The organism is Streptomyces sp. NBC_00096, assembly GCF_045041305.1.
Lineage (GTDB): Bacteria > Actinomycetota > Actinomycetes > Streptomycetales > Streptomycetaceae > Streptomyces.
Genome location: NZ_CP108221.1, coordinates 4,192,893 through 4,207,226, shown reverse-complemented (window position 1 = coordinate 4,207,226; position 14,334 = coordinate 4,192,893). Strand labels below are relative to the sequence as shown.

Annotated in this window: 10 protein-coding genes; 3 read left to right on the top strand and 7 right to left on the bottom strand. The window is 71.0% G+C overall.

From position 1 onward, the window contains the following. Positions 1 to 149: 149 nt before the first annotated feature. Positions 150 to 2,924, bottom strand: coding sequence for a preprotein translocase subunit SecA (secA, locus tag OG904_RS18465; protein WP_405492302.1), 2,775 nt, complete (start codon positions 2,922 to 2,924; stop codon positions 150 to 152). 240 nt (positions 2,925 to 3,164) lie between these two features. Here secA and OG904_RS18460 point away from each other — a divergent pair, with 240 nt between their 5' ends. Together OG904_RS18460 and OG904_RS18455 are read left to right on the top strand one after the other, a co-directional pair. Beyond that, entirely contained in the window at positions 3,165 to 3,761 is a 597-nt protein-coding gene (locus OG904_RS18460) for a GNAT family N-acetyltransferase (RefSeq protein ID WP_405492300.1), read from the top strand. A gap of 9 nt (positions 3,762 to 3,770) precedes the next feature. Beyond that, positions 3,771 to 4,955: a winged helix-turn-helix domain-containing protein gene (locus tag OG904_RS18455; RefSeq protein ID WP_405492298.1), complete on the top strand. Its 1,185-nt coding sequence runs from the start codon at positions 3,771 to 3,773 to the stop codon at positions 4,953 to 4,955. Between the two features lie 274 nt (positions 4,956 to 5,229). Here the strand turns inward: OG904_RS18455 and OG904_RS18450 are convergent, their stop codons facing one another. The 6 genes from OG904_RS18450 to mtrA all read right to left on the bottom strand — a co-directional run bounded on the left by OG904_RS18450 (position 5,230) and on the right by mtrA (position 12,846). Further along, on the bottom strand, positions 5,230 to 5,958 hold the full coding sequence (locus OG904_RS18450; RefSeq protein ID WP_405492296.1) for a response regulator: 729 nt from the start codon (positions 5,956 to 5,958) through the stop codon (positions 5,230 to 5,232). Between the two features lie 259 nt (positions 5,959 to 6,217). Further along, on the bottom strand, positions 6,218 to 6,919 hold the full coding sequence (gene hpf, locus OG904_RS18445; protein ID WP_405492294.1) for a ribosome hibernation-promoting factor, HPF/YfiA family: 702 nt from the start codon (positions 6,917 to 6,919) through the stop codon (positions 6,218 to 6,220). Positions 6,920 to 7,282: 363 nt separating this feature from the next. Further along, positions 7,283 to 8,092, bottom strand: a complete 810-nt coding sequence (locus tag OG904_RS18440) for a ComF family protein (protein WP_405492292.1) — start codon at positions 8,090 to 8,092, stop codon at positions 7,283 to 7,285. 96 nt (positions 8,093 to 8,188) lie between these two features. After that, positions 8,189 to 10,075 carry an LpqB family beta-propeller domain-containing protein gene (locus tag OG904_RS18435; RefSeq protein WP_405492290.1) on the bottom strand — a complete coding sequence of 629 codons (1,887 nt, stop codon included), beginning with the start codon at positions 10,073 to 10,075 and terminating at the stop codon, positions 8,189 to 8,191. After that, complete coding sequence (gene mtrB, locus OG904_RS18430) at positions 10,065 to 12,143, bottom strand: MtrAB system histidine kinase MtrB (protein ID WP_405492288.1); 2,079 nt, start codon at positions 12,141 to 12,143, stop codon at positions 10,065 to 10,067. The genes OG904_RS18435 and mtrB overlap by 11 nt, the downstream gene beginning before the upstream one ends. Before the next feature lie 13 nt (positions 12,144 to 12,156). Continuing rightward, complete coding sequence (mtrA, locus tag OG904_RS18425; RefSeq protein ID WP_328298976.1) at positions 12,157 to 12,846, bottom strand: two-component system response regulator MtrA; 690 nt, start codon at positions 12,844 to 12,846, stop codon at positions 12,157 to 12,159. Between the two features lie 234 nt (positions 12,847 to 13,080). On the opposite strand from mtrA, the gene OG904_RS18420 reads away from it, so the two are divergent. After that, entirely contained in the window at positions 13,081 to 14,322 is a 1,242-nt protein-coding gene (locus tag OG904_RS18420) for a glycerophosphoryl diester phosphodiesterase membrane domain-containing protein (protein ID WP_405492285.1), read from the top strand. The last annotated feature ends 12 nt before the right edge of the window (positions 14,323 to 14,334 follow it).

The following is a 14,334-nucleotide window of genomic DNA, read 5'->3' as shown; positions in this document are numbered from 1 at the left end:
ACGACGACGCCGGGGCCGCCGCCGGGGCCGCCGCCTGGGCCGGGGCCGGGGCCGGGGCCGGGGCCCCGTACGACGACGCCGGGGCCGGACCCCACGCGGTACGTGGTGTCCGGCCCCGGCGGGCACGCCTGCGCCGCGAACGGCGGAGGTTACTTCTTGCGGCGACGGCCACCCGTGGCCTTGGCGGCCTTGCGGCGCTCCGCGCGCGTCATCCCGGAGTCGTCACCGGACTCCGATTCGAAGTCACCCTCGACGACGCCGCCCTCCCCGTCCACCGTCGGGGCGGAGAAGTGCAGGCGGTCCGGGCGCTGCGGGGCGTCCAGGCCCTTGGCCCGGATCTCCGGCTTCGCCAGCGACGGACCGGCGTCCGCCACCAGGACCTCCTCGACCTGCTGCTCGACCTGGACCTCCAGGTTGAACAGGTAGCCGACGGACTCCTCCTTGATGCCCTCCTGCATGGCGTTGAACATGTCGAAGCCCTCGCGCTGGTACTCGACCAGCGGGTCCTTCTGGGCCATCGCCCGCAGGCCGATGCCCTCCTGCAGGTAGTCCATCTCGTACAGGTGCTCGCGCCACTTGCGGTCCAGCACCGACAGCACCACGCGCCGCTCCAGCTCGCGCATGATGTCGGAGCCGAGCGCGGTCTCGCGCGCCTCGTACTGCTCGTGGATGTCGTCCTTGACGGACTCCGCGATGAACTCGGCGGTGATGCCCGCGCGGTCGCCCGCGGCGTCCTCCAGCTCGTCCACCGTGACCTTGATCGGGTAGAGCTGCCGGAAGGCGGTCCACAGCCGGTCCAGGTCCCACTCCTCCGCGAACCCCTCGACCGTCTCGGCCGTGATGTACGCGTCGATCGTGTCGTCCATCATGTGCCGGATCTGCTCCTGGAGGTCTTCGCCCTCCAGGACCCGCCGGCGCTCCGCGTAGATGACCGTGCGCTGGTTGTTGAGCACCTCGTCGTACTTCAGGACGTTCTTGCGCGTCTCGAAGTTCTGGGTCTCGACCTGCGACTGGGCCGACGCGATGGCCCGCGTGACCATCTTGTTCTCGATCGGCACGTCGTCCGGCACGTTCGCCATCGACATGACGCGCTCGACCATCTGCGCCTTGAACAGACGCATCAGGTCGTCGCCGAGCGACAGGTAGAACCGGGACTCGCCCGGGTCGCCCTGACGGCCGGAACGACCGCGCAGCTGGTTGTCGATACGGCGCGACTCGTGGCGCTCGGTGCCCAGCACGTACAGCCCGCCGAGCTCCTTGACCTCCTCGAACTCCGCCTTCACGGCCGCCTCGGCCCGCGTGAGCGCCTCGGGAAGGGCGTGCGCCCACTCCTCGATGTGCTCCTCCGGGTCCAGACCGCGCTGGCGCAGCTCGGCCTCGGCGAGGTCGTCCGGGTTGCCGCCCAGCTTGATGTCCGTACCGCGGCCGGCCATGTTCGTGGCGACCGTGACGGCGCCGCGGCGGCCGGCCTGCGCGACGATCGAGGCCTCGCGCTCGTGCTGCTTCGCGTTCAGCACTTCGTGCGGGATGCCCCGCTTGGAGAGCTGCTGCGAGAGGTACTCGGACTTCTCGACCGACGTCGTACCGACGAGGATCGGCTGGCCCTTCTCGTGCTTCTCCGCGATGTCGTCGACGACGGCGGCGAACTTCGCGACCTCGGTGCGGTAGATCAGGTCCGCCTGGTCCTTGCGGACCATGTCGCGGTTGGTGGGGATCGGGACGACACCGAGCTTGTAGATCTGGTGGAACTCCGCCGCCTCGGTCATGGCCGTACCGGTCATGCCCGACAGCTTCGAGTACAGGCGGAAGAAGTTCTGGAGGGTGATCGTGGCAAGGGTCTGGTTCTCGTCCTTGATGTCCACCCCTTCCTTCGCCTCGATCGCCTGGTGCATGCCCTCGTTGTAGCGGCGGCCCGCCAGGATGCGGCCGGTGTGCTCGTCGACGATCATGACCTCGCCGTCGATGACGACGTAGTCCTTGTCGGCCTTGAACAGTTCCTTCGCCTTGATGGCGTTGTTCAGGTAGCCGACGAGCGGGGTGTTGACCGCCTCGTAGAGGTTCTCGATGCCGAGCCAGTCCTCGACCTTCGCGACACCGGTCTCGTGGATGGCGACGGTGCGCTTCTTCTCGTCGACCTCGTAGTCGCCGGTCTCCTCGATGCCCTTCAGCGGCTGGCCGGGCTCGCCCTTGGTCAGGCGGGTGACCAGCTTCGCGAAGTCCGCGTACCACTTGGTGGCCTGGTCGGCCGGGCCCGAGATGATCAGCGGGGTACGGGCCTCGTCGACGAGGATCGAGTCGACCTCGTCGACCACGGCGAAGTTGTGGCCGCGCTGGACGAGCTCCTCCTGCGACCACGCCATGTTGTCGCGCAGGTAGTCGAAGCCGAACTCGTTGTTCGTTCCGTACGTGATGTCGTTGGCGTACTGCTCACGGCGCTGCGCCGGAGACATGTTCGCCAGGATGCACCCGACCTCCAGACCGAGGAACTTGTGCACCCGGCCCATCATCTCGGAGTCGCGCTCGGCGAGGTAGTCGTTCACCGTGATCAGGTGGACGCCCTTGCCGGACAGCGCGTTCAGGTACGCGGGGAGCGTGCCGACGAGGGTCTTGCCCTCACCGGTCTTCATCTCGGCGACGTAGCCGAGGTGCAGCGCGGCACCGCCCATGATCTGGACGTCGTAGTGCCGCTGGCCGAGGACGCGCTTGGCGGCCTCGCGGACGGTCGCGAAGGCCTCGGGCAGCAGGTCGTCCAGGCTCTCGCCGTCCTGGAAGCGCTGCTTGTACTCCTCCGTCAGCGCACGCAAGTCGGCGTCGGAGAGGTTGACGAAGTCCTCTTCGATGGAGTTGACCTGGTCCGCGATGCGGTGCAGTTTTTTGAGGATCTTGCCTTCGCCTGCACGCATGAGCTTGTTGAAGACGGACACCGAGGTTTGTCTCCTTGCCGGTCGGGCCTGGCACTGGTTCGTGCACGGGCACGGAGGGTGGGCCCCACCGCAACGGCCATCGTAAGCGAGGACGCGGTCGCGTCGGGAGGTCCGCACTGCCGCGGGACAGGACTGCCCGGAAATGAGAACGTGCGGGGGGCGCCGAAGGTGCCGGGACGGATCGTCCCACTTCCCCAAAAAGTGTTCACACCCGCTGTCCTCCACCAGCAGAATCCGTTCATGGAACCGATCACCCTGACCACCGAACGCCTCGTCCTGCGCCCCCACCTCCCCTCGGACGCCGACGAGGTGCACGCCGCGTGCCAGGACCCGGCCATCCAGCGCTGGATCCCCGTCCCCGTCCCGTACGCGCGCACGGACGCCGAGGGCTACGTGGCCAGGGGCCCGGCCGGGTGGGAGGAGGACTCCGAGTACAACTTCGCGGTCCGCCTCCGCGCCGGCGGCCCGCTCGTCGCCACCGTCGGGATCGTGCCGCGCGGCCCGCACGCGCACGAGGTCGGCTACTGGACCGTCGCCGCGCACCGGGGCCTCGGCTACCTCCCCGAGGCCCTGTCCGCCGTACTGCCCTGGGCCTTCACCGAGGCCGGCTGCGTCCGCATGATCTGGCGGGCCGGCATCGGCAACGACGCCTCCCGCGCCGTCGCCGAAAAGGCCGGATTCACCGTCGAGGGCGTCCAGCGCGCGGGCATGGAACACCGCGGCACCCTGCGGGACTGCTGGGTGGGCTCCCTGCTCCCCTCGGACCTGGGCCTGCCCGCCCGCCTCCCGTACCTGCCCTCGCCCGCTCCGCGGACCGCTGTCAGTGGCCGGGTCTAGGGTGCGGTCATGACGACCGCCACACCCCGGCCGCGGCCGACCGTGTCCCTGTCCGCCGACGATGCCCGCCTCATCGCCCTGCGCGCGCAGGGGTTCCTGGGAGCGCCCGACCGCAAGGGCGGCGTCCGCGGCGTCCTGCGCCACCTGGGCGCCGTCCAGCTCGACACGATCTCCGTACTGGCCCGCTCCCACGAGCTCGTCCCGTACGCCCGCCTGGGCGCGGTCGGCCGCTCCACCGTCGAGGCCTCCTACTGGTCGGACCAGCACGCCTTCGAGTACTGGTCGCACGCGGCCTGCATCCTGCCCATCGAGGAATGGCCGCACTTCGCCTTCCGCCGCCGGGCCCGCAAGGCCCGCGGCCACCGCTGGCACGTCCTGCAGGAAAAGGACCGCTCCACGAAGACCGTCCTGGACCGGCTGGCCGCCGAGGGCCCGCTCACCTCCACCGAACTGGGCGGCGCCAAGAACGGCGGCGAATGGTTCGAATGGTCCGAGACGAAGATCGCGGTGGAGTGGCTCCTGGACATCGGCGAGGTCGTCTGCACCGAACGCCGCGGCTGGAAGCGGGTCTACGACCTCCCCGAGCGGGCCGTCCCCGCGGCACTGCTCCACGACGACCTGGACGACCTCGAGTGCAAGCGCCGCCTGGTCACCCTGGCGGGGCAGTCGCTGGGCGTGGGCACCCGGTCCGACATCGCGGACTACCACCGCCTCAAGGGGCCGGACTTCGACGCGGTCGTCGCGGACTCGGGCCTGGTCCCGGTGGAGGTGGAGGGCTGGTCCAAGCCGGCCTGGGCCGATCCCGCGGCCCTGGCGTCACCGCCCCGCGGCCGCCACCGCACCACGCTCCTGTCGCCCTTCGACTCCCTCGTCTGGGAACGCCCGCGCACGGAGCGGATCTTCGGCTTCACGCACCGTCTGGAGGCGTACGTACCCAAGCCCCAGCGGATCCACGGCTACTTCGCGATGCCCCTGCTGGCGGGAGGCCACCTCCAGGGCCGCGTGGACCCGGCCCGCGAAGGCACCACCCTGGTGGCCCGCCAACTCTCCCTGACCACCCCCAAGGCAGCCCGCCCCATGGCCCAGGCCCTCCGGGAAGCCGCCTCCTGGGTCGGCTGCGACACCATCCGAATCGACCGAGCCACCTCTCCCGCGGAAGCGGAGGCGGTCACCTCGGAACTCTCGACCCTCTGACGAGCGATCTCCCAGCCCGTCAGACGCTCAGGGCCCGGGTCCGGACGCAGCCCAGGCCCCTCAGCCCGTCCGGCGTTTGAGGCCCGGGTCTGGGCGGAGCCCAGGCCTTTCAGCCCGTCCGGCGTTTGAGGACGGGGCCCGGGCGCAGCCCAGGCCTTTCAGCCCGTCCGGCGTTTGAGGACCGGGTCTGGGCGGAGCCCAGGGAACGGGCGAAGGGCGGGTAGGGGACAGCCCCGCAGGGCCCAACCACCCGCACCCACCGCCACCCACCCACTCACCGGATCTCGAGGATCTTCTCCCGCATCGCGTACACCACCGCCTCCATCCTGGAGTGCAGCTGCAACTTCTCCAGAATGTTCCGCACATGGTTCTTCACGGTGTTCTCGGAGATGAACAACTCCTTGGCGATGTCCCGGTTGTTCATCCCGGTGGCCACCAGCTTCAGGACCTCCAGCTCCCGGTCCGTCAGCCTCGGCGCCGGCACCAGCCGCCGCTCATCCGTCCGCTGGATCATCGACTTGAACTCCGTCAGCAGCTTCGACGCCATCGACGGACTGATCTGCGACTGCCCGTCCGCCACCGCCCGGATCGCCGTGGCGACCTCGTCCGTCGAGATCTCCTTCAGGAGGTACCCCGTCGCGCCCGCCTTGATCGCGTCGTAGAGGTCCGCCTCCTCGTCGCTGATCGTCAGCATGATGATCTTCGCGGAGGGCGCCACCTCCTTGATCGACGTGCACGCCTCGATCCCGCCGCGCCTCGGCATCCGCACGTCCATCAGCACGATGTCCGGCAGTAGGTCCGCCGCCTTGTCCACGGCCTCCGCGCCGTCACCCGCCTCGCCGACGACCTGGATGTCCTCCTCCTGCGCGAGGACGATTTCCAGCCCGCGCCGGAACAGCGCGTGGTCGTCGACCACGAGCACCCGGATCGGCTCTGCCGTCCGGCCTTCCTCACGGCAGCCCGCACCGTCGTCATCGCGCACCGGCCCGAAGCTGTCCGCCATCGTTCCTCCCCCTGCACCGCGTGTGCTGAGCTGCTGGGTCAATCCGACGAGAGCGGCCGCCGGGTGACTGCCCGACATGATTCCATGCCCGCGTGGCCCGGCGGGGGCAGACGATTACAGGCCGGTGGTTACCAGCCACCGTGAGCCATCGGGTTGCAGCCACCACATCGCACAAATGCCCCCGCGCCCGCCTGAGCGAACGCGGGGGCACCGAACGGACATCCGGTTTCAGCCCGGAATCAGTCCGGAATCAGCGGTTTCAGCCGCCGAGCGCTCCACCGGCTCCGGCGCCGTCGAGCTCGCCCGAGCTGGACGCGGCGTCGGAGGCGTCGAGGTGGATCACGCCGTAGTCATAACCGTGGCGCCGGTAGACGACGCTCGGCATCTTGGTGTCGGAGTCGACGAACAGGTAAAAGTCGTGACCGACCAGCTCCATCTCGTACAGAGCCTGGTCGAGTGACATGGGTGTGGCCGCGTGGGTCTTCTCGCGAACGATGAGCGGGCCTTCGCCCTGCACTTCCAGCGATCCGATCCGCGTGGTCGGAATCGCGTCCGCCTTCTCGCCGTTGACCGGCTCGCCGTTGCCGTTCAGGGTCGCGGCGTTCGGGACCACATCGGCGACCTCGGCCGCCGAGAGCCGTCCGGCGCCGCGCCGGGTGTAGCGCTTGTCGTGCTGCTTGCGCAGCCGGGCCTCCAGCTTGTCCTGAGCGAGGTCGAGCGCCGCGTACGGGTCTGCGGCGGCGGCTTCGGCACGAATCACCGGGCCCCGCGAACGCAGGGTGATCTCCACGCGGTCGGAACGGTCGGCCTGGCGCGGGTTGTGCTCCTTGGACACCTCGACGTCCAAGCTGATCACCTTGGCGTCGAGCTTCTGGATCCGCTCCGGATTCAGCTTCTCGGCGACGTGCTTGCGGAACCGGTCGGGCACCTCGGTCTTACGGCCCTTGACGACGATGTCCACGCAGAACTCCGTTCCCGGATAGCTCCGCCCCAGGGGCGAAGCGTCTCCCTTTCGCACCAGACTCCGGTGAACACCGGAGCCTCGGACTTGGCGACTTTCACCTCCTCCTCCCCCACCGGCAAGATCTACACCCCACCGACTTCGGAGTCGAGGGACAACCTCTGACACGAAGTTTCCGAAACGTACAAACGCTCGAAATGCCCGTTCCGACGCGCGGGGCCCAAGGTTCGCCAATTCCTTACAACCGAACATATCCCTCTATGCCGGTTGTCGGCACCCGCTACCGGAACGTACCTCCGTTCAGGTGGCCGTTCCCTCTTACTACCTGCAACGATGCGCCTTCCCTCCCAGTTCCAAATCTATTCACAAGTTTTTTGCTCTGTTCGAGTTGCGGACCGGATCCGCCCGGCTCCGACCGGACCCGCCACCCGCACCGGGGCGTACGAAGGCATCCGCCGGCGCGGCCACCACCGCGGCCAGCAGCACGGCCCCCGGCGCCGCCCCGTCCGGTCTCCCGATCCCGGCCGCACGCAGCGCCCGCGCCGCCTCCACCAGCGTGGACCCGGTGGTGACGAGGTCGTCCACGATCACGATCCGGGCCGCGCCGGCCGTCACCCGACCGGCGCCGGGACGTGCCACCAGGGCACCCGCGAGGTTCTCCCGGCGCTCCGACGCCCCCAGGCCCGCCTGGTCGGCCACCGCCCGCCGCAGCCGCAGCACGGGCGTCACGCGCGCGGGCACGCCCTCCCGCCGCAGCCGCGCCGAGGCGGCCAGCGCGATCCTGCGCGCCGGGTCGTGACCGCGCGCCCGTACCCGGTGGGGCGCGGAGGGGACCGGAACCAGGGCCACTTCCCCCTCCCCCACCCCGCCCACCCCGCCCGTGCGGACCGCCGCCGCCAGGGCTGCGCCGAGGGCACCGGCCAGCGGGAGCGCGCCGCGCTCCTTGTGTGCCAGTACGACGGCCCGTACGGCCTCCCGGTACGCGACGGCCGCATACACCGCGGGCAGCCCCGCGGGGCTGGGAGACGGGCGTACCGGGCCCGCCCCGGCCCCGCTGAGCGCCGACCGGCAGACTCCGCACAGCGTCTCCCCGGCGGCCCCGCATCCCGCGCAGTCGACCGGCAGCACCAGCCCGGCGAGCTCACCGGCCAGCCCCCGCCACCACTCCCGCATGACGTCCACTCTGCGGGTCGGGGCCGGGACGCCGCCACCCCTGTGGACAACGCGGAAAAGAGCAGGCCAGACCCCGGGCGGGGCAGTCCGGACAGGTCAGCCCGGGTAGACCGGCGCGCGGCCGCCCGCCGCCACCATGCGCCACTGCGCACCCGGCGGCAGCCAGACGATCCCGTCCTCCGCCGAGGAGGCGACCACGGGCTTCTTCTCGTCCTCGCTCGCCGCGACCGCCTCCAGCCCGGTCGCACCGGGCAGCCCGGCCCCGACCATCGAGCCGTCGGCCAGCATGTAGCGGGCCTGCACGACACCGCCGCTCTCGCGGCCCACCACCAGCAGCCGGCCGCGCGGCGCCCAGCTCATCGCCGTCACGTCCGCCAGCTGCGGGGCGGCCGGGCGCAGCTCGCGCACCGAGACCGCCGAGGAGTCGCCCTTGCCGTCGGGCCGCTCGATCCGGCCGATGTACAGGGTCTTGCGGCCCTGCCGTTCCACCAGCAGCGCCATCCGCACCCCGTCGGGCGAGGCCTTCAGCCCCGTGATGCGCCCGCCGTCCAGCCCGGACACCTCGACCCGCTCGGCGGGCCCCGCCCCGTGGGGCAGCCGCCACAGCGCCGGGGCCTGCGGGTCCGGGTCCGCGATCCACAGATCGCCGGCCGCGTCCCACGTGGGGGCGGTCAGCCCGTTCGGTTTGGCGCCCTTGCCGGTCAGCAGGGGCTGCGGCATCGGTCCGGCGGTGGTCAGGTTGACCACGTACAGCCCGTGCCCGTCGTCGGAGACCACCGCGGCGCGCTTCTCGTCGTAGGCGATGGCGGCGGAGGAGACCTTGAAGGGCGGGTTCCCGGACAGCGGTCCGGGGACCGGCCTCGAAGGCTCCTGCTCCTCCCGGTTGGGGTCCAGGCTCATCCACTGGAGCCGGCCCTCGCTGTCCACGTAGTACTGGTGGCCGGGCGAGAGCGGCCGGTTGGCGATCACGGCGGCGGTGGCCTCGGTGACCTGGCACAGCGAGGACTTGCCGTCGGCGCGCACGAGTTCGACCCGGTCGACCCGGGAGCCCGTCAGGTCCTTGACGGTATAGAGGAGTTGGGTGGCCATCTTCTGGCACTGCGGCCCCGCTACGTCGTCCGCCTTCTCGTTCAGCGGCACGCGCAGCGTGTTCTGGCCGTCGTACGAAAGGGACTTGGTGCCCTCGCGCAGTTCGGTACCGGTGGGGAAGCTGGACGTGACGACGGGCCCGAGCCACTTGGAGGGGCCCGCCAGCAGCGATTTGACGGTCTGGGTGGTGGGGTCCATCCGGGAGTCGGGGTCACTGCGCTGGCGCATGTAGACGGGGTCGGCCACGAGCGTGCCGCCCGCGAAGTAGTACTTGTTGACCGGCATGTAGATGCGCTGGAAGTCGGACTCGCTCAGGACCAGGCCCCTGGGCGGGGTCGCGATCCGCCACTCCTTGTTCTCCTGCGTGAGCTGGAGGAACTCCTCGTAGCGCCGGTCGCCGGTCTCCGGCTGGTAGGCGCTGCGCTCGTCCACCGTGGCCAGCGTCTTGCCCGCGACCTTGAAGCGGGGGGCCGCCGGGTCCTTCTCGCCCTGTACGGAGAACCGGTCGAGGCCGGAGGAGAGCACGGTGACCGCCGAGGCGGGCTTCCAGTTCTTCGCCGCTTCCTCGGTGAGGTACTTGCGGGCGGTCTGGAGCTGCGGGTCGTCGCTGGTCATGGCCTCCAGGAAGCCGTCGACGATCTCCTGCGGGCTGGCCCGGTCGGCCGGCGGCACGCCGAAGACGCGGACCTGCGAGTCGACGCCCTGCGAGGCCTGCACGGGCCGGATCTCGCCGTGGTCGGGCATGGAGGCGCAGCCGGCGAGCAGCAGCCCGGCCGCGGCGAAGGCGTACGCCCTGAGGGTGCGCGTCGTACGGGGCCTGCGCGGCGGGAGTCCCGTCCGCAGGGGTTCCGTCCGCAGGGGTACCGTCCGCGGACGGTCCGGGTCAGTGCCCATGCGATCCACCCGCTCCGCCCGCTCCACCGGCTCCACCCTCTCGGTCCGCCGCTCCGCCCGTCCCGCCCGCTCCGCCCGTCCCGCCCGGCCCGGCACCCGCCACCCCGTTGCCGGCACCGGCACCGGCACCGGCACCGGCACCGGCACCAGCACCGTTCGCCGTCTGCTCCGCCGGCCGGGTGACGACCCGCGCCCCGCTGCCGGGCAGCGCCGTCGGGTCGGCCGGTACCTGAAGCGCGCTGGCGACCGGGGACCTCGACGGTATCGGCGACCGGTCGGGCCGCCCCGCGGGCTCCGCCTGCCCGCGGGGCTCCAGGGAGCCCTCCGCGGCGGCCCTGGCCCGGTTGGCCCGGGAGTCCTCGGGCTCCAGCGGGATCGGCGATCCGCGCAGCGGCTCGTCGGCGGTGCGCGGCAGGGTCAGGCGGAACTGCGAGCCTCCGCCGGGCTCGCCCCAGGCCTGGAGCCAGCCGCCGTGCAGCCGGGCGTCCTCGACGGCGATGGACAGGCCCAGGCCCGTACCGCCGGTCGTGCGCGCCCGCGCGGGGTCGGCCCGCCAGAAGCGGTTGAAGACGCGGGTGGCCTCGCCGGGCTTGAGCCCGACGCCGTAGTCCCGTACGGCCACGGCGACGGCACCGCCGGCCGAGGCGAGCCGGACGACCACGTCGCGGCCCTCCCCGTGCTCGACGGCGTTGACGACGAGGTTGCGCAGGACCCGCTCCACGCGCCGGGCGTCGGCTTCGGCTATCACCGGCTGGGTGTCGCCGAGGACGCGGATCCGGGTGTTCTTGTGTTCGGCGAGCGGTTCTGCGGCGTCGATGACGCGGTGCACGACGTCCCGCAGGTCGATCGGCTCCGCCTCCAGGGCGGCGGCGCCCGCGTCGAACCGGCTGATCTCCAGCAGGTCGGCCAGGAGCGACTCGAAGCGGTCGAGCTGTCCGGCGAGGAGTTCGGCGGAGCGTGCGGTGACCGGATCGAAGTCGGCGCGGGCGTCGTGGATGACGTCCGCGGCCATGCGTACCGTCGTGAGCGGGGTGCGCAGCTCGTGCGAGACGTCCGAGACGAAGCGGCGCTGGAGCCGGGAGAGGTCCTCCAGCTGCTGGATTTTGTTCTGGAGGTTCTGGGCCATCTTGTTGAACGCTTCGCCCAAGCGGGCGATGTCGTCCTCGCCGGTGACCTTCATCCGCTCCTGGAGCCGCCCCGCGGAGAGCCGCTCGGCGATGCCCGCGGCCATCCGGACGGGGGTGACGACCTGGCGCACGACGAGCCAGGCGATCCCGCCGAGGAGGACGACGACGAAGAGCCCGGCGGTGGCGATGGTGGCCTTGACCAGGTTGAGGGACTCCTCCTCCTGGGTCAGCGGGAAGAGGTAGTACAGGTCGTACGGGTCGCCGTTGATGTCCGTGAGCCGCTTGCCGATGACGAGCGCGGGCTCGGGCGCCTTGTCCCCGGCGTCGGTGTAGCGGATCCGGGAGAAGGTCTTGAAGGCGCCGGTGGCGTGGTTGACGTTGCGGCGCAGTCCCAGCGGGACGCTGGCCGTGGGGTCCACGTTGCCGGAGGCGCGGGCACCGCGGACGCCGACCGCCCCGCGGCCGGCCTGCTGTTCCTCGCCGGTTCCGGTGCCCGCGCCCAGCGCGGCCACCTCGAAGGCGCTCTGCCCGCCACTGGCGAGCTGTTTGACCAGGGAGTTCATCCAGGTGCTGGCGTCGCGGCCGACCTTGTTGTCGGAGGCGTCGGGCCCGTCGGCCGTATAGGGCGTGTTGGCCTTCTCCTGTGCGACCGCGAACCCTCCCGCGGCCTGGCTCTGCGCGGCCTCCTCCTTGGCGTCGAGGAGGCCCTTGCTGACCTGTGCGATGACCACGAAGCCGAGGGCGAGGACCACGGCGAGTGAGATCAGCAGGGTGGCGGCGACCACCCGGAGCTGGATGTTGCGCCGCCAGAGCCGGACAGCCGGAAGCAGCGGCCGGCGTCCGAGGCGCACGCACAGCCGCAGCACGGGGCCGCCGGGTGCTCCGTCGCGGAGCAGCCGGCTTCCCCGCAGCGCTCCCCAGCGGGAGCGGCCACGGGGCATGCCGGGTTTCATGTCAGCTCGGTCCGGCCTTGTAGCCGACACCGCGCACCGTCACGACGATCTCGGGGCGCTCGGGGTCCTTCTCGACCTTGGAGCGCAGCCGCTGCACGTGCACGTTGACCAGGCGGGTGTCCGCCGCGTGCCGGTAGCCCCAGACCTGCTCCAGCAGCACCTCGCGGGTGAACACCTGCCAGGGCTTGCGCGCGAGGGCGACCAGGAGGTCGAACTCGAGCGGGGTCAGGGCGATCGAGGCGCCTTCGCGCTTGACCGAGTGCCCGGCCACGTCGATGACCAGGTCACCGATGGTCAGCTGCTCGGGTGCGGGCTCCTCCGACCGGCGCAGACGGGCCCGGATGCGGGCCACCAGCTCCTTCGGTTTGAACGGCTTCACGATGTAGTCGTCGGCCCCGGACTCCAGGCCCACCACGACGTCGACCGTGTCGCTCTTGGCGGTGAGCATGACGATCGGCACGCCGGATTCGGCCCGGATCAGCCTGCACACCTCTATGCCGTCCCGTCCGGGAAGCATGAGGTCGAGCAGTACCAGATCCGGCTTGGCCTCCCGGAAGGCAGCCAGCGCCTTGTCACCGTCCGCTACGAACGACGGCTCAAAACCTTCTCCACGCAGCACAATGCCGAGCATCTCGGCCAGCGCGGTGTCGTCGTCGACGACAAGGACTCGTCCCTTCATGCTTGACATCATCCCATTAGCTAATCGTTACCTGGCGGTGAGCTGTCCCACAGCCAAAGGGGCTGGAAATAGTCCCTCGGACCTGCGTGGAGATCAGGGCGCCCAGTGTGCCCCGGATCCACACGACAAATGAAGGCGCGAACGGCCCGGGATCCAGGGGACGGCTGGTCCGTTCGAGGTTGTCACATGGCACGATGGCAGCCGGACCAAGCGCCCCGCACCAGCAGTGCACGTGAAGGAGCGACGATGAACGACTCTCCGGGCTGGGCTACGCCCGGATCCTCCCCGTCCGATGGTGAGGGCTCCCACGGTACGCAGCCACCCGCGCCGGCCCCGCAGCCCCCGGGCGGCGACCCGAAGTGGTCCGCCGAGCAGCCGCCGCCCGGCCAGTGGTCGAGCCCGGCCGCCGGTCAGGCCCCGCAGCCGCCCGCGCCCGCGCAGCCCCCGCAGGGCTGGGGCTCGTACGGCGGCGGCTACCCGCCCCAGAACGGCAGTGGTGGCGCACCCGGCAGCTGGGGCAACCAGGCCCCGGCGGCCAAGCCGGGCGTGATCCCGCTGCGCCCGCTCGGCCTGGGCGAGATCCTCGACGGCGCGGTCGCCACCATGCGCAAGCACTGGCGTTCGGTGCTGCCGATCACCCTGGCCGTGTCCGTCGTCGTGCAGCTGGCCACCGTCATCACCCAGAAGTACGCCCTCTCCGACCTCACGATCGACCCGGCGCGCCCCGAGATGGCCCCCGACGAGGTCCTCAACAGCCTGGGCAGCACCCTGGCGCTGAGCGGCGCGAGCCTCTTCCTCCAGTTCGTCGGCGGCATCGTGGCCACCGCGATGCTCACGATGATCTTCAGCCGTTCGGTGCTCGGTCAGAGCTCTTCGGTCGCCGAGGCCTGGCGCGGTGCCCGTTCGCAGCTGCTGCGGCTGGCCGGTCTGACCCTGCTCCTGGGCCTCGGCGCGGGCCTCCTGATCCTGGTGCTGATCCTGCCCGGCGTCCTCCTCGAGAACGTCCCCGTCGGCGTCCTCGGCGGCTTCGCCGCCTTCGGGCTGATCGTGTGGCTGTGGATCAGGTTCTCGCTCGCCTCTCCGGCACTGATACTGGAGAAGGCGTCGGTGTTCAAGTCCCTCGCCCGCTCCTCGAAGTTGGTCAAGGGCTCCTGGTGGCGCGTCTTCGGGATCACCGTCCTCACCGTCGTCATCACGTTCTTCGTCTCCATGATCATCGTGACACCGCTGACGATCGTGGGCGCCGCGCTGTTCGGTGACGGCCTCCGGAACCTCGCCGAGGGCACCGGGACCACCAGCTGGGGGTACCTGATCGTCTCGGCGATCGGCGCCGTCATCGCGATGACCATCACCATGCCGATCCAGTCGGGCGTCACGGTCCTGCTCTACGTCGACCAGCGGATCCGCCGCGAGGCCCTCGACCTGGAGCTCGCCCGGGCGGCGGGCATCGAGAACTACGGCGCCGCGTCGCCGCCGACCGCGGGCTGACGCGGGGATGAG

Bases quoted from the DNA above. Each gene is read 5' to 3' on its own strand.
- OG904_RS18460 (WP_405492300.1), top strand. From the start codon at position 3,165: ATGGAACCGATCACCCTGACCACCGAACGCCTCGTCCTGCGCCCCCAC.
- OG904_RS18440 (WP_405492292.1), bottom strand. From the start codon at position 8,092: ATGCGGGAGTGGTGGCGGGGGCTGGCCGGTGAGCTCGCCGGGCTGGTG.
- OG904_RS18455 (WP_405492298.1), top strand. From the start codon at position 3,771: ATGACGACCGCCACACCCCGGCCGCGGCCGACCGTGTCCCTGTCCGCC.
- mtrA (WP_328298976.1), bottom strand. From the start codon at position 12,846: ATGATGTCAAGCATGAAGGGACGAGTCCTTGTCGTCGACGACGACACC.
- OG904_RS18435 (WP_405492290.1), bottom strand. From the start codon at position 10,075: ATGGGCACTGACCCGGACCGTCCGCGGACGGTACCCCTGCGGACGGAA.
- mtrB (WP_405492288.1), bottom strand. From the start codon at position 12,143: ATGCCCCGTGGCCGCTCCCGCTGGGGAGCGCTGCGGGGAAGCCGGCTG.
- OG904_RS18420 (WP_405492285.1), top strand. From the start codon at position 13,081: ATGAACGACTCTCCGGGCTGGGCTACGCCCGGATCCTCCCCGTCCGAT.
- OG904_RS18450 (WP_405492296.1), bottom strand. From the start codon at position 5,958: ATGGCGGACAGCTTCGGGCCGGTGCGCGATGACGACGGTGCGGGCTGC.